This window comes from Thermacetogenium phaeum DSM 12270 (assembly GCF_000305935.1).
Taxonomy (GTDB): Bacteria; Bacillota; DSM-12270; order Thermacetogeniales; family Thermacetogeniaceae; genus Thermacetogenium; species Thermacetogenium phaeum.
Genome location: NC_018870.1, coordinates 1,041,130 through 1,067,096, shown reverse-complemented (window position 1 = coordinate 1,067,096; position 25,967 = coordinate 1,041,130). Strand labels below are relative to the sequence as shown.

At 53.6% G+C, this 25,967-nt stretch carries 30 protein-coding genes; all 30 read right to left on the bottom strand.

The window, feature by feature from the left end; translation table 11 throughout:
- Positions 1-7: 7 nt before the first annotated feature.
- Positions 8-610: a DUF3786 domain-containing protein gene (locus TPH_RS05190; protein WP_015050141.1), complete on the bottom strand. Its 603-nt coding sequence runs from the start codon at positions 608-610 to the stop codon at positions 8-10.
- 139 nt (positions 611-749) lie between these two features.
- Positions 750-1,994, bottom strand: a complete 1,245-nt coding sequence (locus TPH_RS05185; RefSeq protein WP_015050140.1) for a (Fe-S)-binding protein — start codon at positions 1,992-1,994, stop codon at positions 750-752.
- Positions 1,994-3,379, bottom strand: coding sequence for an FAD-binding oxidoreductase (locus tag TPH_RS05180; protein ID WP_015050139.1), 1,386 nt, complete (start codon positions 3,377-3,379; stop codon positions 1,994-1,996). Before TPH_RS05180 ends, TPH_RS05185 begins: the two co-directional genes overlap by 1 nt.
- 27 nt (positions 3,380-3,406) lie before the next feature.
- The gene (locus TPH_RS05175) at positions 3,407-3,760 is read right to left on the bottom strand and encodes a YraN family protein (protein ID WP_015050138.1); all 354 of its coding nucleotides are present in this window, start codon (positions 3,758-3,760) and stop codon (positions 3,407-3,409) included.
- 30 nt (positions 3,761-3,790) lie between these two features.
- Positions 3,791-4,900: an HD-GYP domain-containing protein gene (locus TPH_RS05170; protein WP_015050137.1), complete on the bottom strand. Its 1,110-nt coding sequence runs from the start codon at positions 4,898-4,900 to the stop codon at positions 3,791-3,793.
- A 17-nt stretch (positions 4,901-4,917) separates the two neighbouring features.
- Positions 4,918-5,193 (bottom strand): EscU/YscU/HrcU family type III secretion system export apparatus switch protein, encoded by a 276-nt coding sequence (locus tag TPH_RS05165; protein WP_015050136.1) that lies wholly within the window; start codon positions 5,191-5,193, stop codon positions 4,918-4,920.
- Positions 5,194-5,207: 14 nt separating this feature from the next.
- The gene (locus tag TPH_RS05160) at positions 5,208-6,347 is read right to left on the bottom strand and encodes a hypothetical protein (protein ID WP_148275850.1); all 1,140 of its coding nucleotides are present in this window, start codon (positions 6,345-6,347) and stop codon (positions 5,208-5,210) included.
- A complete protein-coding gene (locus TPH_RS05155; RefSeq protein WP_269077495.1) occupies positions 6,331-6,993 on the bottom strand; it encodes a ribonuclease HII in 663 nt (220 codons plus the stop codon). The genes TPH_RS05160 and TPH_RS05155 overlap by 17 nt, the downstream gene beginning before the upstream one ends.
- Before the next feature lie 119 nt (positions 6,994-7,112).
- On the bottom strand, positions 7,113-7,928 hold the full coding sequence (gene ylqF, locus TPH_RS05150) for a ribosome biogenesis GTPase YlqF (RefSeq protein ID WP_015050133.1): 816 nt from the start codon (positions 7,926-7,928) through the stop codon (positions 7,113-7,115).
- 16 nt (positions 7,929-7,944) lie between these two features.
- Positions 7,945-8,475: a signal peptidase I gene (gene lepB, locus TPH_RS05145; protein ID WP_015050132.1), complete on the bottom strand. Its 531-nt coding sequence runs from the start codon at positions 8,473-8,475 to the stop codon at positions 7,945-7,947.
- 9 nt (positions 8,476-8,484) lie between these two features.
- On the bottom strand, positions 8,485-8,826 hold the full coding sequence (gene rplS / locus TPH_RS05140; RefSeq protein ID WP_015050131.1) for a 50S ribosomal protein L19: 342 nt from the start codon (positions 8,824-8,826) through the stop codon (positions 8,485-8,487).
- Between the two features lie 81 nt (positions 8,827-8,907).
- On the bottom strand, positions 8,908-9,654 hold the full coding sequence (gene trmD / locus TPH_RS05135) for a tRNA (guanosine(37)-N1)-methyltransferase TrmD (protein WP_015050130.1): 747 nt from the start codon (positions 9,652-9,654) through the stop codon (positions 8,908-8,910).
- An 8-nt stretch (positions 9,655-9,662) separates the two neighbouring features.
- A complete protein-coding gene (rimM, locus tag TPH_RS05130) occupies positions 9,663-10,175 on the bottom strand; it encodes a ribosome maturation factor RimM (RefSeq protein WP_015050129.1) in 513 nt (170 codons plus the stop codon).
- A gap of 11 nt (positions 10,176-10,186) precedes the next feature.
- Positions 10,187-10,417, bottom strand: coding sequence for a KH domain-containing protein (locus TPH_RS05125; protein WP_015050128.1), 231 nt, complete (start codon positions 10,415-10,417; stop codon positions 10,187-10,189).
- Positions 10,418-10,432: 15 nt separating this feature from the next.
- Entirely contained in the window at positions 10,433-10,747 is a 315-nt protein-coding gene (gene rpsP, locus TPH_RS05120; RefSeq protein ID WP_015050127.1) for a 30S ribosomal protein S16, read from the bottom strand.
- A 28-nt stretch (positions 10,748-10,775) separates the two neighbouring features.
- On the bottom strand, positions 10,776-12,131 hold the full coding sequence (ffh, locus tag TPH_RS05115; RefSeq protein ID WP_015050126.1) for a signal recognition particle protein: 1,356 nt from the start codon (positions 12,129-12,131) through the stop codon (positions 10,776-10,778).
- Positions 12,058-12,438 (bottom strand): YlxM family DNA-binding protein, encoded by a 381-nt coding sequence (gene ylxM, locus TPH_RS16185; protein WP_345940304.1) that lies wholly within the window; start codon positions 12,436-12,438, stop codon positions 12,058-12,060. Before ylxM ends, ffh begins: the two co-directional genes overlap by 74 nt.
- 52 nt (positions 12,439-12,490) lie before the next feature.
- Positions 12,491-13,780 (bottom strand): amidohydrolase, encoded by a 1,290-nt coding sequence (locus tag TPH_RS05105; RefSeq protein ID WP_015050125.1) that lies wholly within the window; start codon positions 13,778-13,780, stop codon positions 12,491-12,493.
- On the bottom strand, positions 13,777-14,481 hold the full coding sequence (locus tag TPH_RS05100; RefSeq protein WP_236608825.1) for a class II aldolase/adducin family protein: 705 nt from the start codon (positions 14,479-14,481) through the stop codon (positions 13,777-13,779). Before TPH_RS05100 ends, TPH_RS05105 begins: the two co-directional genes overlap by 4 nt.
- Positions 14,478-15,521 (bottom strand): S-methyl-5-thioribose-1-phosphate isomerase, encoded by a 1,044-nt coding sequence (gene mtnA, locus TPH_RS05095; protein ID WP_015050123.1) that lies wholly within the window; start codon positions 15,519-15,521, stop codon positions 14,478-14,480. Before mtnA ends, TPH_RS05100 begins: the two co-directional genes overlap by 4 nt.
- 81 nt (positions 15,522-15,602) lie before the next feature.
- Positions 15,603-16,415 carry an S-methyl-5'-thioadenosine phosphorylase gene (gene mtnP / locus TPH_RS05090; RefSeq protein WP_015050122.1) on the bottom strand — a complete coding sequence of 271 codons (813 nt, stop codon included), beginning with the start codon at positions 16,413-16,415 and terminating at the stop codon, positions 15,603-15,605.
- Positions 16,412-17,338, bottom strand: coding sequence for a signal recognition particle-docking protein FtsY (ftsY, locus tag TPH_RS05085; protein ID WP_015050121.1), 927 nt, complete (start codon positions 17,336-17,338; stop codon positions 16,412-16,414). The genes mtnP and ftsY overlap by 4 nt, the downstream gene beginning before the upstream one ends.
- Positions 17,339-17,433: 95 nt before the next feature.
- Complete coding sequence (smc, locus tag TPH_RS05080; protein ID WP_015050120.1) at positions 17,434-21,027, bottom strand: chromosome segregation protein SMC; 3,594 nt, start codon at positions 21,025-21,027, stop codon at positions 17,434-17,436.
- A gap of 15 nt (positions 21,028-21,042) precedes the next feature.
- A complete protein-coding gene (locus tag TPH_RS05075; protein ID WP_015050119.1) occupies positions 21,043-21,303 on the bottom strand; it encodes a stage V sporulation protein S in 261 nt (86 codons plus the stop codon).
- 113 nt (positions 21,304-21,416) lie between these two features.
- Positions 21,417-22,124 carry a ribonuclease III gene (gene rnc, locus TPH_RS05070; RefSeq protein WP_015050118.1) on the bottom strand — a complete coding sequence of 236 codons (708 nt, stop codon included), beginning with the start codon at positions 22,122-22,124 and terminating at the stop codon, positions 21,417-21,419.
- A 60-nt stretch (positions 22,125-22,184) separates the two neighbouring features.
- Entirely contained in the window at positions 22,185-22,433 is a 249-nt protein-coding gene (gene acpP, locus TPH_RS05065) for an acyl carrier protein (RefSeq protein ID WP_015050117.1), read from the bottom strand.
- Between the two features lie 98 nt (positions 22,434-22,531).
- Complete coding sequence (plsX, locus tag TPH_RS05060) at positions 22,532-23,536, bottom strand: phosphate acyltransferase PlsX (protein ID WP_015050116.1); 1,005 nt, start codon at positions 23,534-23,536, stop codon at positions 22,532-22,534.
- Positions 23,537-23,773: 237 nt separating this feature from the next.
- Entirely contained in the window at positions 23,774-23,950 is a 177-nt protein-coding gene (gene rpmF, locus TPH_RS05050; RefSeq protein ID WP_015050115.1) for a 50S ribosomal protein L32, read from the bottom strand.
- 36 nt (positions 23,951-23,986) lie between these two features.
- Positions 23,987-24,493: a YceD family protein gene (locus TPH_RS05045; RefSeq protein ID WP_049886077.1), complete on the bottom strand. Its 507-nt coding sequence runs from the start codon at positions 24,491-24,493 to the stop codon at positions 23,987-23,989.
- 104 nt (positions 24,494-24,597) lie between these two features.
- Positions 24,598-25,947 (bottom strand): acetate kinase, encoded by a 1,350-nt coding sequence (locus TPH_RS05040; RefSeq protein ID WP_015050113.1) that lies wholly within the window; start codon positions 25,945-25,947, stop codon positions 24,598-24,600.
- Positions 25,948-25,967: the final 20 nt, after the last annotated feature.

The window sequence follows — 25,967 nt, the reverse complement described above, 5'->3', positions numbered from 1 at the left end:
ATACCTATTAAAGGTCAACCACATTCTTTATGCGCTTTGTAACCACCGATCCCAGAACATAGAGGGCTGCCGTTGAAAGATACTTGGGAGCGGCGGCATCGAACACCATGTTGGCACTGGCAGGAAATTCGTCATCGGCAACCCATATAACAACGGCAACATAGAGCCTTTTAAAAACAGGTATTACCACCGCGGCATCGCCGATCTCAATTTCCCAACCTCCCAGGTAGTGTGCCGCTTCCACCAGCTTTTCGGGCCGGCTGCCGAAGGTATCGGCCAGTGGTTCTACTGCTTCCACCCGAAAGGGCTGATTGTGCAGCATACCGTTAGGCAGCTCCGCATAGGCGATCCAGCGTCCGCTTAAAGGTTCCCCCGTGGCCTGGGAAAGGTACTGAAGAATAAGAGCCTTTTCTTCAAGCGGCAACTCTACCGGGTCGTAGGGACTGCTGATCGTCCCCTCGGGGTGGGAAACCTGATATGTCCTGCCGAAATAGGCGACATGAATGGTTTTTTCAGAGGAGTCATAAATGGCTCCACTCAAGTCTGCCATTTCGCCAGGTGAGCGGGCGGCAAAGGCACACCTTGCTTCTTCATATACAGCGGAAAACATAACACCCCCCCTTACATTACATATCGTACATATCGGCTCATTCCGAGACTCTCACTCTTTTGACGGCCGTACACTCTTGCCCAGAGCTCTAATTAAGTTAACTAGCAATCTCTGTCGTGTTGATGCTAAGAAGGTTGAACTATTTTTTCAAGTAAGTTCTGCTGATCAGTTCCGCAATATGCATAACTTTTACAGGCGCATTTTCCCGGGCAAGGAGATGACTGATCTGCATGATGCAGGAAGGGCACCCCGTTACCACCGCCTGCGCCCCCGTCTGGAGGATGTTTTGCACCTTCCGGCGCCCGATCCTGTTTGCCAAATCGTAATGAGCTAAATTAAAGGAACCGGCGGCTCCACAACAACGATCGGCCTCCTTCATTTCCCTGAATATGACCCCCGGCAAAGACTTAATCAGGTCGCGAGGAGCTTTAGCAACCCCCTGCCCCCTTCTCAAGTGACAGGGGTCATGATAGGTAACTACGAGAGGCACCTCCCTCTCTCCCGGTTGAAAGCTCACTGCATCGGCCAGGAATTGGCTGATATCCAGCACCTTCTCCGAAAATCTTTGGGCTTCCTCTGTTCCCAACAGCTCAACATAATAGCGCAGCATGCTGCCGCAGGAAGCGCAGTCCACGATAACTGCGTCCACTCCCGACTTTAAGAAGGATTCGACATTCTTTTGAGCCAGTTTAGCTGCTGCTTCCTCGTCCCCGCTGGCCAGAGCAGGAATACCGCAGCACCACTGTTCGGGCACCACGACTTCCACCTGGTGGCGGCGGAGCACGTCGATCACCGCGTGCCCGGTAGCCGGGAAGACATAATTGGTGAGGCAGCCCGTATAATAGCCCACCCGAAGCCGCGGCCTGTTACAGGGAAAATGCTGCGGCACCTGGCTGCGAAAGGGTCTGGAGGCCATCTGCGGCAGCAGTTCTTCCTTGCGCGCCAGATTTCCCCCCAAGAACTCCAGGATCCGGCTCCTGCGCGCAAGCCACTGCAAACCGCTCTTTTGGTAAAGATATGCCATCTTAGCCGCCATGGTGAGCCTGCCGTTGTTCTGGAGCAGGTGCTGGAAGACGTTCTTTTTGACGAAAGAAATCCCCTTTTCTCTGGCAATCTCCTGCCGGATCCCCAAAACCAGTCGATCCACAGGAATGCCGTTGGGACACTGAGCGGTGCAGGCTTTACACAAAAGACAGAGGCTCATCAGCTCCTTCATCCTGCGGGTGATACCCAGTTCCCCTTCCAGGTAATTCCGAATGAGAAAAAGCTTCCCTCTGGCAACAAGCGGTTCCATCCTGGTCTCGGCGTAAAGGGGGCACACCGCCTGGCAGCTGCCACACTTGCTACATCGATCGAGGTGCTTGAGGGCTACAATTTTGTCCATTAAATGTCACTCCTGAAGATTTTACCGGGATTGAGAATGTTATTGGGATCCAGGGCACTTTTAATGCTTTGCATTACTTGATAGCCTGCTTCTCCCGTTTCCAGTTTGAGATACGGCGCTTTCATGGTACCGATTCCGTGCTCTCCTGATAGGGTTCCTCCCAGCTCTACCGCAGCCCGAAAAAGCTCTCCGATGGCCTTTTCAACACGCTCCATCTCGTCGGGATCGTTTTTATCGCAGAGGATGTTCGGGTGCAGGTTCCCGTCCCCGGCATGGCCGAATATCACCAGATCCAGCCGGTAACGGGAGGCGATCTCCTTCAGTCTTCTCACCATCTCGGGAATGGCGCTCCGGGGAACGGAAATATCCTCGCTGATCTTAGTCGGTTTGATCTGGACCACTGCGGCCGAAACCGCCCGCCTGGAGGCCCAGATCTGCTCCCTCTCCTCCTCCGTTTCCGCCACCTTGACCTCCCGAGCTCCATTATCCCGGCAGAGGGCGGCAACTCTCCCAGCCTGCTCTTCGATCAACACCTGCGGTCCGTCGACTTCGATGATCAGGATCGCCTCTGCATCAAGGGGAAGCCCCAGATGCCGGTAATTTTCCACACACTGAATGGTCCGGTCGTCCATTATCTCCAGAGTAACCGGTATGATCCCCTCTTTTATGATGAGAGTGACGCTGCGCGCCGCATCATCCAGCTTCCCGTAAACTGCCATTAAGGTCTTCTTGGCCTCCGGTAGAGGGATAAGGCGCAGGTATATTTTGGTTATAATTCCCAATGTGCCCTCTGAACCCGTGTAGAGCCGCGTCAGGTCATATCCGGTCACCGATTTCACGGTTTTACCACCTGTTTCGATCACCTGTCCCGTCGGGGTAACCACCTCCAACCCGAGCACATAATCCCGCGTAACACCGTACTTAAAGGCCCGGGGTCCACCGGCACACTCGGCAACATTACCCCCAATGGTAGACGTTTTTAAGCTCGCCGGGTCCGGAGGATAGAACAACCCTCTCCTTTCTACTTCTTGTTGAAGATGGTATGTGACAACACCCGGCTCTACAACGGCGATCAGGTTCTCTTCATCAATTTCCAGAATTCTGTCCATCCTCGTTAAGTCGATGACAACCCCTCCTTCGACAGGAAGGGAACCGCCGCTCAAACCTGTTCCCGCTCCTCGCGGAATTATGGGGAAAAGGTGCCGGTTGGCCAGCTCTACTATAGTCCGGATCTCCTCGGTAGAAGATGGGCGCACCACCAGATCGGGAAGATAAGCCACTGGGGTGCTGTCATAACCGTAACAGAGCCTATCTTCCTTAGATACTAATACGTTTTCATCCCCGACGACTTTTCTGATCTCTTTGATAACCTCTTCCTTAATCATCCAATGTCCTCTCCTCAGCGGTTAATATTAAAATACACCCTTTAAATGCTCAATATGGTATTTTCCTCCTCCAAAGCGAATGGCCACAACATCAAAGCGCACCTGCTGCTCCCTGATCCCCTTCGTCATCAAGTAGTAACGGGCAAGTTTCCTGATCTTAGCCTGCTTTAACGGCCCTACAGCCTCCTGCGGGGCTCCATAACTGTCGCTGCGTCTGGTCTTCACTTCGATAAAGACCAGATTCTGGCCGTCTTTCATGATCAGATCGATCTCCCCAAGCCGGCAGCGGTAATTCTTCTCCAGGAGGTGATAACCCAACCTGGAAAGAAAAGAGAGGGCGAGTTCTTCCCCCCTTAGACCAACACTGCGGGCGGACCCCATTGAAGAACAACCTTCCTTTCCAGGATAAGATTAGCTATTACCCAACACCTTTTCCAGCAGCTCCTTATCCAGTTTAATCACCCTAGTAATAAAAAGTGTGACCTCTTTCATCAGATCGACCTCATCGCCAGTGGGAACCAGCCGTTCTCCCTCCCATTTAAGGAGCAAAATTTGCGGGCGTACCGGCATATTTTTATCTACGCCGGTAATTATTCCCAGCGAACCGTTATTGAGCTCGACGATACTGCCAACAGGATAAATCTCCACATTTTTCAAGAAGAGCTTCACATAATCCGGATTAAAACCCCTGCCGCTCATGGCGATCAGCATTTCCACCGCTTCATAGGGCTGAATCCTGTTGCGGTAAATCCTGTCGGTAGTGAGGGCATCATAAACGTCGACAATAGCCACAATCTGAGCATATTCATGTATTTCATCACCTTTCAGACCCCGCGGATAACCACTGCCGTCATAACGCTCATGGTGCTGATAGGCGATCAAGGAGGAATTAATATTGATCTCCGACTCCTGAACGAGGAGACTGAATCCGTACGCCGGGTGCTTTCGCACGATCTCCATTTCCTCGGCACTTAGTGTATCCGCTTTGCCGAGAATCTCCGGCGGGATGATAATCTTACCGAGGTCATGCAGAAGAGAACCGATGCCCAGTTCGAATAATTCATCTTCCGAATAGCCTTTAGCGATACCCATGATCAAAGACAAAACGCAGACATTTACAGAATGGGTAAATGTATAATCATCCAATGCCCTGATATCCACCAGCTTCGGGTAGGTAATTTCCCTTTGCAGCAGCTCCTGGATAATACTGTCAACAATCCTCTCGATGCGGGAGATATGGATCCCTCTCCCCTGGCTGACCGAGTTCCAGATGTCCCGCACGGTATGCTCGGCTTCGCTGATGATCTCCTGCCAGACGGGATCGCTGTTAGGCCGGACGGGTTTTCGGCCGCTCAACAGCCTATCCTCGATCTCGATGGCAATCACACCCTGTTTTTTGAGGTACCGTATCGAGCTTTCAGTCAGCAGAGAGCCTGCCTTTAACAGAACCCGGCCGTCTTTACTGAAGACATCCCGGGCAACTTTCATACCCTCCCGGGCATCGGTAATAGCAATACGCATGTTTTACCTCTCCCAGGTCACTTCCGCCCGCTACACCGCCGATCCATTCTGTAAATGAAGACCAGTATCTCGGCCACTGCCTGATAGAGATCCGGTGGGATTTCTGTTCCGGGGGGAAGATTCGCCAGAAGGCCGGCAATTCGGGGTTCTTTTAGAACGGGCACACCAGCGGCGGCAGCGACTTCCACAATTCGCTGCGCCAGGGGGCCCTTCCCTGCCGCCACAACATGAGGAGCAGCACGACGGTCCTTTTCATATTTTATGGCTACAGCCTCTTCGATTTCTCTTTCCACAGCTTCACCTTTCCCTAAACCCGCAAATCCAGTGGACAGTATGGCTCTGCCGCAGGCTTTTCCCGGGACAATACCCCTACCCTGCACCCCGACCAGTGCACTCTGTAGTTCTTCTGCTGCAGGACACAAGCCAGCTCCGGCCAGTACCGGTCGAAGAGAAGCTTCGTCCCTTCCCTCTCTACGACCGCTCCCACCGTTAGATTACCTTGCCTAAAGAAAACATCTATCTGCATCTTTCCGAGTTTTTCGGTCTCCAGCAGGAGCAACACCCGGCAGCATTCGGCGTCTCTTTCCTCAGCGCAGGGATAGACCAACAATTCCCCGTTAGAAAAGAGAACACCACTGGCCACCAGGAAAAGGGGGATATAGTAAAAGCCCCCATCTCTGCCGGATGCCCTCAGCCGGGCAAAAACCTGCCCGGCAAGGAGCAGTTTTGTCAGATCATCCCGGCAGGGGGTTACGGGAGTTCCTGGTTCCCCTCCGTGATCCTCCCGGAAAGCACCGGAAAGCCTGATGATGGCCTCTGCTATTTCCTGCAACCTGGCTCTGAGCAGAGTGGCACCGTCCCGGGAGAACAAATCCTGCTCGGAAAAAGGCGCAATCCCCCCGGTGAATAATTCCTTTGTTGACCCCCCATTCACCTGATCCCCCGCCGACAGCAGCCGGGAAAAAAAGGAGAACATGAATCCGAGTAGGTCTTCCGATTCCAGGCCTGATTTCAGACATGCCGCCGCCGCCAGGGCAGCAGCCGGAGTATCAGCACCCAGCTTCTGGAGAAGCTGTCTCGCCTTCTGAAAATTGGCCTCCGAAAGGGGTACTCCGAACTCCAAGAAGGCATAACGCAAAGGCTCGCCCTGCGGACTTCTCTGCAGGTTTTCCCCCTGAAGATTTCGGAGGTCTTTGCTGCCGGTTCTGGCGATCTCACCAACGACCCGCCAGGCAACAGTGCCGTCCCCTCTCCGCTCCGCTTCTACGAGGAACTCCTCCCCCGCTGCCAAAGGTATTTCCGACCGCACCTCAATAATCCGCTCCCCTGCCCAGACCACTGCCCTATCCCCTGCTACTTCCAGCACTTTGACGGCAAAAGGGCCTCCCCTGGGGCTAAAAACCGCATTCATTCCCGACGTAGGCATCACCCTAACGACAGTCATCATCAACCTTTCCTTTCACTCCTGTCACCCCCCGGAAGGTGCGGCGGTGCAGGAAACAGGGCCCGTATTCTTTCAGGGCTTGAAGGTGCGCCCGGGTAGGATACCCCTTGTTCCGTGCAAAGTCATACTTCGGATAAAGCCTGCCGTAGTATTCCATAATGGCGTCCCGCGTTGTTTTGGCGAGTATGGAAGCGGCGGCAATGGCCGCACTCTTTTGGTCACCCTGAATAATAGCCGTCTGAGGGAGATCCAGGCCGGGAATGGGAAATGAGCCGTCAACCAATACGTACTCAGGTCGGATTTTGAGGTGCTCGATCGCCCTGTACATGGCCATAAATGTCGCCTTTAATACATTACAACGCTCAATGCAGCCAACAGGGGCAATTCCGATCCCCCAACCCGCTGCTGCTTTCTTAATTTCCACGGCCAACTTCGCACGCAGGTGCTTAGGCACGCACTTGCTGTCATTCAAACCGTCCAGATTCAGCTCCCTATCAAGAACGACCGCTGCAGCCACAACAGGGCCTGCTAGGGGACCGCGCCCCGCTTCATCAACACCTGCCACGAATCGGATGCTGCGCGCCCAAAGCGTCCTTTCCAAGGAGTACATCCTGCGCAAGCGCCGCCGCTCTTGATCAACCGAAGATATTGCACCTTCACCTCATGTTGTTTATCCTTAAATTGATATAATTCCTTTTCAAACGCCATAATCCTTCTTAGCAACAAAAAAGCTCTTATCGTTCGATAAGAGCAGCCAGCTATTTCTATTTAAGGAAACTCCAGAGTGATCCGCCCCAACTTCCCGTTGCGCATTGCATTAACCAGAAAAACGGCCGTTCTCTGTAGATCCAGGCGCCCGTCCGGCAGCAGAAAGTTCTTACTCCTGGCAATGCACTCCAGGTTTGGTGGCGTATCTTCAGCAGCTCCCCAACTCCTGCTGAGGGCAGCGGGGTAGTGATCTTTAAGAAATTCCAAAAGCCTTCTGGCAATGATCTCGGGATCCCGATCTTCCAGCTTCAAGGCTCCGATCAGTGCCAGCTTAAATACGGCCTCTTCATCTCTCACAGAGGGTGGAAGAACACCGGGCGTATCCAGTACCGAAATCACATTGTGCAGATGGATCCACTGCGGCCCCCTCGTGACACCGGGGCGGTTTCCCGTCGCTGCCGCACGCCTGCCAACAATTTGATTGAGAAATGAAGACTTCCCGGTATTGGGGATCCCCAGCGCCGCAACGCGCAAGGGCCTCCAGCGCCGCTCTTTATCCCAGAGCCGTCGTTTTAAGTCTTCCGCCTCACTCTGCAGAAGCTCCCCTACCCTCTGCAGGCCTTTTCCCCGCAAGGAGTCAACTGCCAAGACCCTCTCCCCTACTTCGGAGAAAAAGCCGACCCACCTCTTTGTCGCCGCAGGATCGGCGAGGTCTGCCTTGTTGAGGATCAAAACGGACTTTCTTCCCCTGACAAGCCGCCTGATCTCCCGGCTGCGCGATGACACAGGACAGCGGGCATCGGCAACCTCAAAAAAAAGGTCGACTACCTTGAAGTAGCGGGAGAGCAACGCCTCCCTCTTCCCGAAATCCGACAATTTAAACCCCTTTTGTTCATTTGATTACCATGATCCGCTCCGGCGGCCAGTAGACAAACACCGCCTTTCCTACCAGATACTTCTTGTTTAAAGGCCCCCAGACTCTGCTGTCATCGCTGTTGTTGCGGTTATCGCCCATCACAAAGAGGTGATCCTTGGGGACCACATAAGGGCCGAAGTCGGCGACAACCTCATCTGTCAAATAGGGCTCCTCCAGGCGCTTTCCGTTGATAAAGACACAGTTGTCGCGCACTTCGATGGTTTCCCCCTCAAGGGCAATTACCCTCTTAATAAAATCCCGCTGAGGGTCAAGAGGATATTTAAAGACCACTACATCGCCGCGTTCAGGCTGGCGGAATTTGTATCCGATCTTGTTAACGATAATGCGATCTTGAGGGTACAACGTCGGTTCCATGGAAGTTGAAGGTATGTAAAAGGGTTCCAGAAACCAAATCCTTATCACGGCGGCCAGAACAACCGCCAGGACAACGGATTCCAGTATCTCACGCCACAGAGATTTCTTGTGCTTCTCCTTCTCCTGGGACAATTAACTCCCCTACTTCCGTTCTCGAATCCGCGCAGCCTTACCGACCCTGTCTCTCAGATAGTACAACCTGGCGCGGCGCACCCTGCCTTTTTGAACAACCTCAATTTTGGCGAGGCGGGGAGAATGGACAGGAAACGTTCTTTCCACACCAACCCCGTAGGAGACGCGCCTTACGGTGAATGTTTCGTTGAGCCCGCTTCCACGCCTCCTGATTACACTTCCCTCGAAGACCTGAGTTCTTTCGCGTCCCCCCTCGATAACCTTAACGTGAACCCGTACCGTGTCACCGGGACGAAAAGGAGGAATATCCTTTTTTAGATAATCCTGTTCAACTATCTTCATTAAATCCACGGAAACTGCCTCCTCTATCCAACTTAAGATAAAGAGTTCAATACCGCCGTTCATTATAGCATAGGAAATAGTAGAGAACAATCACTTCCAGGCTTTCGGAGGAGCCTCCCCCGTCAGGATGCTGTTTACGGTCTTCATGTCCTCTTCATCCCAGGACACTTCCCCCAACAGATCGGGACGCCGCAAGAAGGTTTTGCGCACCGCCTGAGCACGGCGCCAGCGCTCTATCTCTCGATGGTTGCCTGAAAGAAGAACCCCCGGCACCTCCATCCCCCGGAATAGCCGCGGGCGGGTGTACTGAGGGTATTCCAGCAGCCCGTTATTAAAAGACTCCTCCTTCAGAGAAAAGGGATCGCCGACAACACCAGGTATTAGGCGCCCGACACAGTCGACGATAGCCATAGCCGCGATTTCCCCTCCGGTTAAGATGAAATCCCCTAGGGAAATCTCATCTGTGACCAGCGTCCTAACCCTTTCATCGATTCCCTCATAGTGGCCGCAGATCAGAATTAGCTCCTCAGCCTCTGCCAGTTCTCGCGCCATACCCTGATTGAAGGTCTTCCCCTGCGGCGTCAGGAGGATCACCCGTGCCCCAGGAGCAGGTTTTAAAGCCTCCAGGCAGCGGAAAAAAGGCTCCGGTTTCATCACCATCCCTGCCCCTCCGCCGAAGGGGTAGTCATCAACCTTAAGATGTCTGTCCTCCGAAAATTCCCGGATGTTGACGATTTCTACTTTTAACAACCCTTGTTCCTGTGCCCTTTTTAAAATGCTGCTCGTCAAAGGTCCGGAAAACATCTCGGGGAATATCGTCAAGATTTTGATCAGCAACGGCTCTCTCACTCCTCGAGCAGGCCGGGCAAAGGCTGAATTACCATCAAACCCTTCTCCAGATCGATGTCCTTAATAACATCCTTTAAAGCAGGAATCAAATACTCTCTCTTCTCGTTATCCCTTACAACATAAACATCATTGCTGCCGGTTTCCAAAATGTCCGCCACCCGGCCGAGAGCAACACCATCGGCAGTAGTCACTGTCAGTCCGATTATCTGGAAGCGATAATAGCTATCAGGGGGGAGCGGCCAGACCTCATCCGGCGGGATCTGAAGCAGCGCCCGGCGGTATTCCGCTGCCTCCTCAGGGGTATCGATCCCCTTAATCTTCAGGATGACGTCCTTTTCCCTTATGGCCGCTCTTTCAATCCATACTTCCCGCAACAGCCCGTCTTTATTGAGGAAAAACTTCCTGGTTTTCTCGAAGCGTTCTGGGAAGTCGGTGTACGGTATCACCTTCACCTCCCCCCGCACGCCGAAGGTGGCGGTGATTTCGCCTACCGTAATGTAATCAAACATCCTAAAAACCCCTAAGATTCTATTTCTACAATAACTTTTCTGCCGATTTTATTACCCCTTGCCCTGGCCAGAGTGCGGATCGCCTTGGCAATCTTTCCTTGTTTGCCGATAACCTTTCCCATATCGGCGCTGGCGACCTTTAGCTCAACAATCAGCGCCTTTTCTCCCTCAATTTCCCGCACCTCAACGGCGTCGGGATCATCCACCAGAGACCTGGCGAGCACCTCAATGAGATCTTTCATCCCCCGCACTCCTCTTTAATTGGGGTTAGCCTCTTCCTGTTCCGGCCCGGCTTCCCTGGACTCTGAAGCATGCTTGGAAAAGTGCTTTTCCCAGACGCCGGCCTTTTTCAGAAGCGCCCGCACGGTATCTGTTGCCTGGGCTCCCCGAGAGAGCCAGTAGAGTGCCCTTTCCTCATCGATCTTGATCACTTCCGGATTGGCAACAGGCTGATAGTATCCGATTTCCTCGATAAAACGCCCATCCCGAGGTGAGCGGGAGTCGGCCACTACAACCCGATAAGATGGATTCTTTTTTGCTCCCATTCTCTTCAACCTGATTTTTGTAGCCAATTCTTCGACAAACCCCCTTAAATTTTACTTAGAAGAACGGAAACTTTATTGGTTTTAGTTTGCGGCTGCCCTTGCCACTACCGACCTCACTCAACTGTTTGAAGAGTTTACGGGTCTGCTCAAAGTGCTTAAGGAGTCTGTTGACATCCTGGACACTAGTCCCGCTTCCGCGGGCGATTCTTTTTCTTCTGCTCCCGTTGATAATAGCGGGGTTGCGGCGCTCCTCCGGGGTCATGGAATTGATCATGGCCTCCAGGCGGACGAACTCCTTGCCGTCGAACTGCGCCTGCAGCTTGCGCAGTTCTTTAGCCCCGCCCACACCGGGGAGCATCCCTAATAACTGCTCCAGAGAACCCATCGAACGCACCCGCTCGATCTGCTCAAGGAAATCTTCCAGGGTGAACTCCTGCCTGCGCAGTTTCTTTTCAATCTCCCTGGCTTTTTCTTGATCAAATGTGCTCTGCGCCCTTTCGATGAGGCTGAGCACATCCCCCATCCCCAGGATCCTCGCGGCCATACGGTCTGGGTAAAAGGGTTGAAGGGTATCCAATTTTTCTCCAGTTCCGACGAACTTGATGGGACAGCCCGTCACGCTCTTGACCGAAAGAGCTGCTCCACCGCGCGTGTCGCCGTCCAGCTTGGTCAGGATCACGCCGGTAAGCCCAAGCTCTTCTTGAAACGCCCTGGCCACATTCACGGCATCCTGACCGGTCATGGCATCTACCACCAGGATTACCTCCTGCGGTTCAACGGCCTCCTTCATGCTCCTCAGTTCGGCCATGAGCTCTTCATCGATATGAAGCCTTCCCGCAGTGTCCACCAGGATCAGATCCTGAGACTGGCGCTGGGCATGTTCCACAGCTCTCCGGGCGATCTCCACCGGCGAAGCGTCCGCTCCGAGGCTGAAGAAGGGCACGTCGATCTGCCCCGCCAACACTTCCAGCTGCTTGATCGCAGCCGGACGATAGACATCCGCCCCTACGAGGAGAGGGCGCTTCCCCTGCTTCTTATAATAGAGCGCCAGCTTCCCGGCAGTGGTAGTCTTGCCTCCCCCCTGGAGTCCGACCAAGAGAATAGTCGTAGGGCCGGTAGCGCTGAAATTGATACCGCTGCGGGTATCACCCATCAGTGCGGTGAGTTCTTCCTTAACGATCTTAATGATCTGCTGAGCAGGAGTCAGGCTCTCCAGCACTTCGGCACCAAGGCTACGCTCCCAGACGCGGCCGATAAAGTTCTTAACAACAGCCAGATTGACATCAGCCTCCAGAAGGGCAAGCCGGACCTCCCGCAGTGCTGCCTTGAGGTCGTTTTCAGTCAGCTTTCCTTTGCCGCGGAGCTTTTTGAAGGTTTCCTGCAGCTTTTCTGCCAGACCCTGAAACAGCAATATCTCCTGCCTCCTTTTCTAAGGAACGGACAACGCCCTTTTCTTTAAGATAACCGGCCAGCAGCCCCAACTTCTTCTCGTAGTTTTCCAGGGCTCTTTCGGCGCGCTTGATGGTGTCATGAACAGCCTGCCTGGATGTTTTCATGCTCTCGGCAATCTCTCCTAGAGACAGATCCTGCTCGTAATAGAGCCGGATGATCTCCTGTTGTTTCGGAGTCAACAGGTTACCGTAAAAATCCGACAACAGCGCCATGCGACCCATTTTTTTGAGTATTGCGCTCATATCCCTCTCTGACAAGGCGATCACCTTGACACCATTCTATAAGAAGAACATACCGCTGTCAAATAAAACTTGTGCCTTAAGAGAGCAAACGGCGCGCCCGTTCTTCCACTTCGGCCAAAACCCGCTCTTTATCGATCGTAAGGATCTTTCTTCCCTCCATCACAATCCTTCCGTCAATAATTACAGTCTCGACATCTCCCCCCCGGGCAGAGTACACCATATGCGCCACAGGGTTGTGTCGGGGGTGCAGGTGGGCCTCGTTAAGGTTGACCAGGATCAGATCGGCTTTATAACCGGGTTGGAGAAGCCCGAGATCGTCCAACCTGAGGGCGCGGGCACCGTCCCTGGTAGCCATGGACAGCACCTGGGACGCAGGGAGAACCTGAGGATCACCCTTATTGACCTTGTGCAGCAGGGCGGCGGTGCGCATTTCTTCAAACATATCTAGGTTGTTGTTGCTCGATGCCCCATCGGTTCCAATTCCTACAGTAACTCCTGCCGCCAACAGTTCGGGGATGGGAGCAATGCCGCTCGCCAGCTTCATATTGCTCTCCGGATTGTGGGCAACGGCCGCACCCGCAGCCGCAAGGGTCTCTATATCCTCCTCCGTCAAATAGACGCAGTGAGCTGCCAGCACCGGGAACCGGAAGACCCCTCTCTCGGAAAGATAGGCCACCGGGGTCTTGCCGTACTCTCTGGCGATCTGTTCGATCTCATCTTTGGTCTCCGCCACATGGACGTGGATGCCGGCCCGGTAATCCTGTGCCAGGGTCAAAACCTTATCCAGGAAATCCGGCGGGCAGGTATACGGTGCGTGGGGCCCCAGCCAGATGCTGATCCGGCCGTCGGCCGCCCCCTGCCATTTTTCCAGCAACTCCCTGCTTTCCTCTAGACCCTGTTCGGCCGAATCCCCAATTCCTATCAGGCCTCTGGAAAGACAGGCGCGCACACCGCTCACCTCGACTGCCTCCGCGACCCTGTCCGTAAAAAAGTACATGTCGCTGAAGGTGGTGGTCCCCGATTCGATCATCTCAACGATAGCCAGAAGCGTGCCCCAATAGACGTCGTCTCCGGTGAGCCGGGCCTCCATTGGCCAGATCTTTTTCTCCAGCCAATGCATCAACGGCAGATCATCCGCATAACTCCTGAGCAGAGTCATGGCCGCATGGGTGTGGCAGTTAATCAGTCCGGGGAGGCAGAGGTGATCCTTGCCGTCAATCACCCTTTCGGGCTTCCATCCTAAAGGGAGCTCTCCCTCTCCACCTACCTTGAGAAGGCGGTTCCCTTCGACGGCGACATCCCCTGTGGTCACTCCGGAATCTCTTAAAAGATCGCAGAGATAACAATCCTTAATCAGTATTTTCAATTGTCATCATCCTTTCGGCTTTGCTCTTTTAAGGCACAGGCAGAGGATAGAGGATTCTGCCCGTATTTCTCCAGGAAGTTTCTGCGCAACAGCGCAACATCCCTTTCCGAAAGAACATGCGGCTTACCGGAGAGCTGGGCCAGCAGGAAGACCTGTGCCCCTTTTTCCACCACCTGACAGATGAGCAGGGCATCTTTCAGTGAACGCCCTACCCCCACCACACCGTGGTTGGCCAAAATAACAGCAGATCGCCCCTCCAGGGCGGTCACCGCTCCATCAGCCAGTTCTTTGCTTCCGGGAGGCGCGTAGGGCGCCACTCGTACAGTTCCCCCTAGAAGCTGTGCCTGTTCCTCCAGAACCGGCGGCAGTTCCCTACGGTTGACGGCGAAAACTGATGCATAAGGGCTGTGCGTGTGAACGATCGCCAGAACATCTGGGCGCTTTTTATAGATGGCGATGTGCAAAGGGGTTTCGGTGGAGGGGCGCAGAGTACCCTTTTTCACCTTACCCTCCGGATCTAAGAGAACCAGGTCTTGAGCATCCAGGCTCTCATAGGGCACACCGCTCGGAGTAATCAGAAAGTCACCGGCTCCGGGAATGCGGGCACTGATATTCCCCCATGTTCCTGAGACAAGCCCTTTACTCACTAGCTGGCGACCAACCGCAACGATCTCTGCTGCCGTCTTTTGATGGAACATCATTCACTCCCACCCTTGAACGCCGCTGCCAGGGCTTCCTCAAAGGGAGGTTTAAGGATTCCCTTATCTGTGATGAAGGCCGTTACCAACTGATGGGGTACCACATCAAAGGAGGGGTTGAGAACGGGGCAGCCCTCCAGGGTGATCAGCTTCCCACCGATCTCCCTGACCTCCCGGGGGTCGCGCATCTCGATGGGGATCTCTTGCCCCGTCTTGACCGTCAGATCAACTGTAGAAAGAGGGGCGGCCACGTAAAAGGGGCAGTTATGATAGTTGGCCAAAACGGAGAGGGTATAGGTGCCGATCTTATTGGCGAAATCGCCGCTTGCTGCAATGCAGTCGGCCCCCACCAGCACCAGATCGATTCCCCCGTGAGCAAAAACATAACCGGCCATATTATCGGTGATCAGGGTATAAGGAATACCGGCCTCCTGCAGCTCCCAGGCCGTCAGCCGGGCACCCTGCAGCACCGGTCGCGTCTCCGGAACGTAAATGTGGAGATCTTTCCCCTGACGATGGGCCTCCCGAATTATCCCCAGAGCCGTCCCCCATCCCGTCGTCGCCAGTGCTCCGGTATTGCAATAGGTAAGGATGCAGGCACGGGAAGGGATTAGGGAAGCTCCGAAGGAGGCCATCCTTTCATCCCGCTTTTTTTCCGCCGCCTGAATCTTAAATGCCGCCGCCAGCAGCCCATCTCTGATTTCCTTTAGGCTCTTGCCGTTCAGGGCTTGATACGCCGCCCTCATCTCGTCAAGCGCCCAGCGGAGATTGACGGCCGTCGGGCGCGTTGCCAGTAATTCCCGGGCAGCCTCTTCCATGTACTCCGACAGGGCCACTTTTCCATCTTCGGAGTAATTAAAAGCAGCCAGGGCATAACCAAAGGCTGCCGCCACACCGATGGCCGGAGCTCCCCGGACACTCAGTTGGCGGATGGCTGCAGCCACATCACGATAATGAGAACAGGGCAGATATTCGACCCGGTGCGGCAACTCTCTCTGATCGAGCAGGTATAACCGCTCTCCTTCCCAGCGCAAAACATCCATCAGCACTCTACCCCTTCTAACTCGTGTTTGACAAGAAATAAATTCCTTTATCGGCTGATGAGAGAACAGATTCCTGTCCTGCTAATCTCCTTGCTGCATGGACTTCTGCCCCAAAGAGCCGAGTTCGGCAGCTGCCCGAGCACAGGCACAGTTGCGCTCCTCTGGAAGGGTCACCAGGGCAGAGAAGATCAGCTTCCGCAAAACCTCTTGCGACCTGGCCATCTCCTCGAGCACCTCTCTGTGGGAAAGAGGGTTTTTGGAGATCCCGGCGGCGTAATTGGTAACAAGTGCCAGAGTGGCATAGCAGAGGCCGGCTTCTCTGGCCAGCACTACCTCGGGGACGCTGGTCATGCCCACCACATCACCACCTAACTGCCGGTACATTTGAATCTCTGCTGGCGTTTCGTAACGCGGCCCCTCCGTACAGACATAGGTTCCCTTGGGGTGGACTCTCCGCTCAAGCTGCTGGGCAACCGCAATAAGGTGTCGTCGCACTTCGGGGCAATAGGGCTCGGTCATATCTACGTGAAGAACCCCCGCCTCACCCCCTTCGTAGAAGGTTTGAGGCCGCGACTTTGTAAAATCCAGAAACTGGTCAACAAGAACGATCTCCCCAGGTCTCATATCCTCGTTCAAGGAACCGGTTGCTGCAGTGGCCAATACCGTTTGGACCCCCACAGCTTTCAACGCCCAGATGTTCGCCCGATAGTTGACCAGGTGAGGGGGGAAGGCGTGATCCACCCCGTGCCGCGCCAGAAAAACCAGTTCTTTACCATGGTAACTCCCCTCCTTCAAGGCAACCTCCCCGTAAGGAGTGGCAACGGTCAGGTCTCTCTCCTCATCCAACAAACCGGGACTGTAAAAACCCGTTCCTCCGATGACTGCAGCTCTCATTCCTCACCCTCCTCAGCAAAAAGGGCCGCTACGAACTCCTTTCCGTCGAAAACCTTGAGATCCTCCGGCCGCTCACCTGTACCGATGAGTTTTACCGGGATCCCCCGTTCCTCCCGAATGGCCAGCACTACTCCACCCTTAGCGGTGCCGTCCAGCTTCGTCAACACAATGCCAGTGACATCTGTAGCTTCGCCGAATAATTCCGCCTGCCGCAAAGCGTTTTGGCCTGTTGCCGCATCCACCACCAGAAGAACCTCGTGAGGAGCTCCCGGGATCTCCCTGCTGACCACTCTTTTGATCTTGCGCAACTCTTCCATCAGGTTGGTCTTGGTATGGAGGCGGCCAGCGGTATCGATGATGACGACATCAACCCCCCTTTTCCTCGCCGCCTGGAGGGCATCATAGACGACGGCAGCGGAATCAGACCCCGGCTGGTGTTTAACGATATCAGCTCCTGCCCTTTCCCTCCAGACCTCCAGCTGCTCAATGGCCGCAGCCCGGAAGGTGTCCGCGGCGGCAAGCAGCACCCTTCTCCCCTCCTGCCTCAACCGGTAGGCCAGTTTGCCGATGGTTGTGGTCTTCCCAACCCCGTTAACACCAACTACAAGGATGACCGTTGGTGGAGCGGTAGCGAACTGGAGAGGCGCATTCTCTCCCAGCAGTTCCTCCATTCTTTCCCTCAGCAGCAGGCGCACATCCTCAGGGTTACCGATTTTCTTCTTCTTGACATCGGCACGAACGGCGTCGATCAGGCGAGAAGTGGCGGCAACCCCAACATCGGCCTGCAGCAGGATTTCCTCCAGCTCCTCATAGAAATCCTCGTCTATTTTATCGTGCCTCCGGACAAGCTGGGTTACTTTGCTTACAAAGCTCTCACGTGTTTTAGCAAGAGTTTCCTTCAGCTTGGGGAAAAAAGCTACCATTGCTCCCAACCCTCTCTCTTCCGAGATAAAAATATTTTACCACAGAATCAAGGATTTACTAACCAACCCCCTGGCATACTCGATATTCCAGGAGTTTAAGAGATTTGCCTCTCCTTTTCATCATCAGGAAGGTAATCGCTCAGATGGACCGAAACAAGCTTGGAAACCCCCGGCTCTTCCATAGTCACACCGTAGAGGTGATCCGCAATTTGCATCGTCTGGTAGCGGTGCGAAATCAAAATCAGCTGCGAACTCGCGCTCCACTCCTTCAAAAAGCCGGTGAAGCGAATGAGGTTGGCTTCATCGAGAAAAGCCTCGATTTCATCCAAAAAATAGAAGGGGGCAGGCTGAGTCTTGAGCATGGCAAATAAAAAGGCAATCCCGGTCAGCGATTTTTCCCCTCCGGAGAGAAGAGAAAGATGGCGAGGCTTTTTACCGCGGGGCAGCACTACGATGTCAACCCCGGTTTCCAGTGGATTGGACTCATCTGTCAGAACCAGATCCGCTCTCCCCTCGCAGAGGCTTTGAAAAATATCCTCGAAATTTTGCCTCACCATCCGAAATGTTTTCAGAAAGCGGTCGGCAGCGATCCCGTCCATTTCCCGGATCATCTTCAGCAGGGAACTTTTGGCCTCATCGAGGTCCTTTTTCTGTTCCAGCAGGCAGTCAATCCTCTCTCGCAGCGTTTTATATTCCCCCGGAGCTGCAAAGTTGATATTCCCGAGGCTGTCCATCTCCCTCTTACAAGTAGAGATCCTTTCTCTTAGAGCGATCTCCTCTTCACGTTTCAGCGGTTTTATCTGCTCTTCCGATACATCCAGGCGCCGCTCCCGGGCATCGGCCAACAGCTGCTCTTTTTTCTCAAGCAGATGCTTAAGTTTAAGTTCGGTGTTTTCCAGCTGCTGACTGCTCTTCAGGTGTCTTTGCCGCAGTTTTTCGATCCTCTTCCTTCTCGCCTCGACAAACCTCTCGCGGGCAGCAACCTTGTTTTTAAGAAAGGCAATCATATCCCCCAGTTCCCTGCCCTGTTTATTCAGAGCTGTGATCCTTTCCGATAGTTCCCGCTCCCGCCTGTGGAGGGCGGAAATTACCCCACACAGCTCCGTAAGCCTCTCCTCCACCTCTCGTTGCTCCCCCTCCTGCAGCCGCAGCTGATGTTCCAGCCCCCGCAGCTTATCCTGTTGCAGCTTCAGTTCTTGGGATAACGAGCTGTACTGCACCTGGGCGGAGGACAGTGCGGTGAGAACGGCGCTTCTTTTCTGCTCGCTATCGGCCAGCCTTTTTTCAATCTTCTCTCTTTCGGCGTTCAACTGTTTCTCTGCCTGCTCCACCGCAGACAGCTTCTGTTTCAACAGTTCAATTCGCCTGTCGAGATCCTCTTCTTGGAACATCTGTTCTTCCCTTTCCAGCAGCGAGGTTTCCTTCGAGGCATCGATCTGCTTCCATTCCTGCTTCAGAGCGGCTATTCTCTGCTCCGCCTCCCTGCGGGCATCTTCAAACCGGTAACGCCGTTCCTGTAACTCCCGGCTGCGCTCCTCATTCTCCTCCAAAAGATCTTTGACCCTTTTTTCCCGCTCTTCGAGCTCGTCGAGCTCCGTTTTCAAAGAGAGCATTTCCCTGTCCAGCCTCCCTATCTCCACCTTGCGGCGACGCGTGGTTGGATAGCCGCGGTCTTTGGATCTCCCGCCCGTAAAGAGGCCACCGAGCTGGATCAGGTCACCGTCAAGTGTGACCACCCGCACCCTGTAGTCATTGTGTTCCGCAAAGCGGCTTGCAGCCTGGAGGTCTTCTGCAAGGTAGGTGCGCCCCAGCAGGAACTCGGCTACACAACGGTACTTTGGCTCACAGGAGACAATCTCAGACAGGCACCCGATAATACCGGGAAATCGCTCAAAACGCCGGGGGCGTTCTCCCGCAGCCCACCGCTCAACCGCCGTTAAAGGAAGGAAGCTCGCCCTTCCGGAACCGCTTGTCTTCAAGAACTCCAATGCCTTCTTGGCCGTTTCCGGAGTGGAGCAGACAAAATAATGGGAAGCCCGTCCGAGGGCGGTTTCCAGGGCGGTTTCATAGGCAGGTTCTATGGTGAACAACTCCTCGGCCAGGCGGATCTCCTCCCCGGCCAGTACCCTTCCCCGGGCGATCTCCCGGAGAATACTGCGAACCCCCTGCTGGTAACCCTCATGGTTTTTCTCCGCTGTCTTTAAGAGTCGAACCCTCTCCTTAATGCCCTCTATTTTCCTGAGAAGCGACCGTATCCTAAGCCCGGTCTCATCCAGCTCCTTATTCAAGGCCTGTCGTCTCTTTTCCGCCTGAGCAAGTTTGTTCCTGATCTCTTCCAGTGAAGAGGCATAAAAGGATTGGAGTTTCTCCCCTTCACCGATTTCCCTTTCCAGCTCATCCCTGCGCTCTTCCGCCGTTTTAACCCTTCGGGTCAAAGATTCCCGCTGGCGTAAAAGGAGCTCCTTTTTGTTATTAAGCCCCTGAATTTCGCTCAACAGCACAGTTTTTTGGTGCAGGTTATCGAAAATAGCCTTATTCAAGGACTCCAGCTGTCTCCTCAGGGCTTCCCTCTCTGCCTCCCCATTTTTGCCCTCTTCTTCCAGCTCCTCTAAACCCCTTTTGGCCTCCTTGAGAAGCTCCTCCAGTCTGCCGCCAAGAGCCGATATCTTCTCCAGTTCCCTTATTGTCTCCTCTCGCCTGCGCCTGATGACGGTAAGCTTCTCCTGCAGTTCCTCTTCCTGTGCCAGGCAGGAGGATATTCTATCCTTCGTGCGCATCCGCGCCAAGCGGGCTTCTTGATGCCGTTTTTGGATCTCTTGCCATTCCCCTTCCAGCCGCCCAAAAGACTTCTTCATCGAGCGGAGGCCGGCTTGAAAGACATCGAATTCATCTTCCAGCATCTCAACAACTTTACCGTCCCGGGCGACGAGGGCATCAAGCTCTTGGGCCGTCTGCTGCAGCGCCCTTTCCCTTTCCCTGATATCCGCCAGCTGGCCTTTCAGCAAGCGGCGCTCCAGCTCCATCACCTCATCCCGGAGGTTGCAGTAGATCTCGCAAACCCGGGCCTGCTCCTCCAGAGGCCCCCGCCGGGTCTCCATTTCCAGGATTATATCCTCCACCCTCGCCAGAGCATCTTCCGTCTCCTCAAGCTTCCGCAGGGCTTCGGCCTTCCGCTGGCGGTACCTGCCTATTCCGGCCAGCTCCTCCAAAAAAACACGCCTCTCCTCAGGGCGGGCTGAGACAAACTCATCGATCTTTCCCTGCGCAGTAATAGAAAAAGCCGCACGGCTGATACCACACTGAGCAAAAAGCTCCTGGATATCACGCAGGCGGCACGACCTTTTATTGATATAATATTCTCCTTCCCCCGATCTGTAGACACGCCTCGTTATACTAATTTCTTCAAAGGGAAGGGGTACTGATTGATCGCTGTTATCAAAAGTCAGGGAAACCTCTGCCATACCCAGAGGGCGCCTTTTGGCAGTCCCGGAAAAGATCACATCCTCCATCCTCTGCCCCCTGAGCAGTCTGGCGCTCTGTTCACCGAGAACCCACTGGACGGCGTCGGTCAGATTGCTCTTCCCACACCCGTTGGGGCCTACGATGACGGTAATTCCCTTTTCGAAGTTAATTTCCACCCGCTCGGCAAACGACTTAAAACCACGTAATTCTAATCTTTTTAAATACATCAGAATAACATTACCTTACCTGGGCTCTACTATAAACTTTATCGCCGTTCGTTCCTCGCCGTCGATGGTGATTTCCACGAAAGCAGGCACTGTTACAAGATCGACTCCGTTGGGAGCAATAAACCCGCGGGTGATGGCAATGGCCTTCACCGCTTGGTTAACCGCTCCCGCACCAACAGCCTGAATCTCCGCCGAGCCCTTCTCCCTTAAAATAGCAGTTAGGGCACCGGCGACAGACTTTGGATTGGACTGAGCGGACACCTTAAGTACTTCCAACTTCTCCCCCCCTTGACTGCAGTTATTAGTTATGAATAACTATTGGAATACAATCTCTATATTCGACTCTACATTCGAAATCCCTGCTGGTCAAGGGGTAAGGCGGAGGAATTTCATTTCCCGAAAAATCCGGACGTTTTTCTTAAGTACTCTAAGGCAGCCCGGGCAGCATTTTGCTCCGATTCCTTTTTCGACTTTCCCGTTCCCTTGCCTAAGAGTTTGTCCTTTAAAAAAACTCCGGACGTAAACTTCTTATCATGGTCCGGCCCAGACTCTTCCAGAATTTGATAATACGGGCTTTCATTCCCCTTGCTCTGGACCAGCTCCTGAAGGTGTGTTTTGTAGTCCCGGGTAACCCCGTGCACGTTTTTTTCGATCTCTTCCTTCAACAGTCCGGCCAGAAAATCACAGGTTGCTTCCCAACCCTGATCAAGAAATACGGCGGCAGTCAAAGCCTCAAAGGCATCGGCAAGAATGGACGGCCGCTTCCTGCCGCCGGAATTTTCCTCCCCCTTACCCAGCCGCAGATACTTCCCTAATTCCAGCTTCCTGGCAACAGCAGCCAAAGAAGGCTCACAAACAACCGCCGCCCTGGTTTTTGTCAGGTGCCCCTCCCCGAACTTGGGGAAGTGTTCATACAGGTAATAGGCCACAACGGAACCCAAGATGGCATCTCCCAGGAATTCCAGCCGCTGGTTGTGGTGCTCCACTTCGGCATGTTCGACCATGTAAGAGGGATGGGTCAGAGCGGTTTCCAGCAATCGCGGCTCGCTAAAAAAAACGTTGATTTTTTTTTGGAGTTCATCCAGATCGGGGTTCACTTTACTGCCTCCCCGGCATCCTCCCAAATCAGAAGCCCCGCGTCTGGCGCGGGTGCCATTTTAAAGGAGATGATCTTTAAGATATTCCACAATTTCTCCCACAGTCTGGATTTTCTCTGCTTCTTCATCAGGAATTTCCAGATCGAATTCCTCTTCAAGAGCCATAATCAATTCTACAATATCCAGCGAATCGGCGTTCAGATCCTCAAAGGAGGTCTCAGGGGTCAGCTCCTCTTCAGCCACCCCCAATTGCTCGGCAATAATTGATTTTACCTTCTCGAAAATTCCCTGTCCGTCCAGATCGGTCACTCATCTCACCTCCCACACCTGATGGATGTTTTTAGCTTTGCAAAATAGCTAAAATCATTTTAAACAGTCAGCGCCAATTGTCAAGCACCCCGGCAAACTTATTGTGTGTTGTCCTCCAGGTTGAGAGCTTTAGAAATGCGCCCGACAAGATCCCCCTTAACTGCCCTCGAGGCGGTGCGAATTGCACTGCGAATAGCCCGGGCGTGAGAGCTCCCGTGGCAAATAATACTGATGCCCTGGACGCCGAGCAGAGGAGCACCCCCGATTTCAGTATAATCGAAATCCGAAAAGATCTCTTTTAATGCCGGCCGAACGAGGATACCCCCCAGCATCCGGAAAGGATTCTTCCTGAGCCGGTTTTTCATCATTGCGACCAGGTTCATGGCCAGCCCCTCTGCCGTTTTTAGAACCACATTGCCTACGAAGCCGTCGCAGGCTATCACATCCACATCCGCCGTCAGGAGATCCCGCCCCTCAATGTTGCCGACAAAATTTATCTTTTCTGCCCCTTCCAGTATTCGATAGGCCTCCCGAACCGATTCGCTCCCCTTGTTGGGCTCACCTCCCACATTGAGAAGAGCGACTCGGGGATTCGCAATACCCAGGACACTTTCGGCATAGGTCTTACCCAGGTAAGCAAACTGCACAATATGCACCGCTCTGGTATCCACATTGGCACCGGAATCGATGAGAACCCTGGGGCCTTTTGGTGAAGGAAGAATTGTGGCAATACCGGGGCGTTCGATCCCCGCAAGGCGACCGAGCACCAAAAGGGAGGCGGCCATTTGAGCCCCTGTATTACCTGCAGAAATTAATGCCGAGGCCTTCCCCTTCTTCACAAGCTGCGCCGCGACCATCAGTGACGAATCCCTTTTTCGCCGTACTGCAGTTGCAGGATGCTCATTCATCCCGATGATTTCGGTCGCATTGGCTATGGAGATCCGATCTGATGGGTAATGGTGCTTGTTCAACTCCTCCTCAATAATCTTTTCAGGGCCTACCAGGATAATCTCCACACCCTCTTCTCTGACCGCCTCCACTGCCCCTCTTATTACTTCTGCCGGAGCGAAGTCACCTCCCATAGCATCTACGGCAATGATCATAATGCCGTTCACTCCTATCTTAGTTTAGTTAATTTGACATTAGATTACCCACTGCCCTCCCGCCTGGGCTATCCGGCTCGTTTTTCCCGCCACCCCGCCGGGACCCCCTCTTCACCGTCCGGCACCAAATGCGTGTTGGAGAAGGGTGCCTCCGAGGTCAGGTCTATTCTTAAATAAAAAAAGACAAGCAGGCTGAAGATAACACCTCTTGTCTTTTCCTTCGCTCTACACCCACCTTTAGGATTTGGCAATTACTTCCCTGCCGCGGTAATAGCCGCATTCCGGGCAAACAGCATGAGCCCTCTTCGGTTCATGGCAGCGCGGGCAGAGCACAACTGCCGGTCCGACAATCTTGTTTGCCGACCTGCGCTTATTCTTCCTGGCTTTCGAGACTCTTCTTTTTGGTACGCCCATCTTTCACAACCCCCAGTCCTAGTTGAGTTCATTAAATCATTCCTTAAGGAGTGCGCTCAGTGCCGTCAAGCGCGGGTCGAACTCCTCTTTCCGGCACCGGCACTGCTGCACATTCATGTCATTGCCGCAAACTGGGCAGAGCCCTTTGCAGTCCGGTTTACATACCGGTTTCATAGGGAGCGCCAGGTAAAGCCCCTCTCTGATCAGATCATCGAGAATGATTTCGTCCTCTTGATAGAACCGCCCCTCTTCTTCCACTAACCGGGACACGGAATCTTCCTCCCGGTAATAGCTTTCTGAAAACGGGACTTCGATTGTCGCCGAAAAAGCCTTTAAACAGAGGCTGCAGTTGAGATCCGTCTGCCCTCTGATAATACCCTCGACAAAAATCCCCTCTCCGGTATTGGTCGCCTGGCCGCTGATCTCCAGATCCCGATATGTTATCCCTGTTTGTTGCAGATCCAGAGTCAAACAGGGAATCCTCCCACTGAAATCCATCATCCGGCCCTTTTTCTTGCGCAGCTCCCCGACATCAATCTTCACGAGAAACTCACCCCTGATGACACTCCAAATTATACCGAGTAACCGTCTCCCTGTCAACGAAAAGGGGAAGGTCTCCCTTCCCCTTCAAATCGCTCCCTCCGATGCTAGTCCGTCTGGCCTGGAATCTTCGCTTTTGCCTTGATCAGATCCGGATTCTTCTGCAGTTCTTTGGCGAACTGCTCATCCCGCATCTTATTCCTGTAGGCAGGGTCTTGGAAGGAATACTTGAAATTGGTGTGCACGTCATAGCGGTTTTCCAGTAAGGCAACGACATCTTCCACAAAGACAAGCTCCTCATCGGTCGGGATGACGAAGATTTTAACCTTGGAATCGGCCGCCGAAATATCGGATTCCGAATTTCTGGTCCGCGCCAGCCTGTTCTTTTCCGGATCGAATTTAATCCCCATGAACTCCAAGCCTTCCATGGCCCGCGCTCTGATATCAGCCGCCATCTCCCCTACGCCGGCAGTCCAGACGATGGCATCGACGCCCCCCAAAGCAGCGGCATAGGCACCGATGTATTTCTTTATCCGGTAGCACTCCATTTCAAAAGCCAGTTTTGCCCTTTCGTCCCCTTCCTTCATGGCCTTGAGGACGTCCCTGCGGTCCGTATACTTGCCTGTGATTCCTAAAAGGCCGCACTTCTTATTGAGGATGTTGTCTATCTCTTTGGGTGAGAGGCCGAGTTTTTGCATCATATAAAAGTCAAGGGCGGGATCGTGATCGCCAGCTCTGGTGCCCATAACCAGCCCTTCCAGCGGTGTGAAGCCCATGCTGGTGTCAAAGGAGACCCCTTTCTTAACGGCATTGGCGCTGACGCCGTTACCAATATGGAGGCTGATTAAGTTGACCTCAAAGGGATCCTTCCCGAGAAGGACTGCTGCTCGCTTGGCGACATACAGCAGGGATGTTCCGTGGAACCCGTAGCGGCGGATTTTGTGCTTCTCATACCATTCGTAAGGAACGGCGTACATAAACTGAGGCGGCTTCATCGTCTGGTGCCAGGCGGTATCCATAACTGCCATATGGGGGACATCGGGTAGAATGCTTCTCGCCGCTTCGATGCCGAGTATGTTGGCCGGATTATGGAGAGGTGCCAAATCCTGAATTTCTTTAAATACCTGGAGCACCCCATCATCGATGATCACGGACTTGTTAAACTTTTCGCCCCCGTGGACAACCCTGTGCCCGACGGCATTGATCTCTTTGACATCCTTTAGCACACCGTACTCCGGGCTTACCAACAGCTCAAGGATCAGGTTCACTGCCTCTTTATGGGTAGGGCATTCTCTCTCTATCTTTACCTTATCCCGCCCGGTCACCTCATGTTCACAAAAGGAACCGCCAATCGTCACCCGCTCAACAATGCCTTTGCACATGATCTCCCGGGCATCCCAGTCATAGACCATGTACTTTGCGGAAGAGCTTCCGCAGTTTAAAGTCAGAATCTTCACGGCTCTTCCCCCTCCCCTTA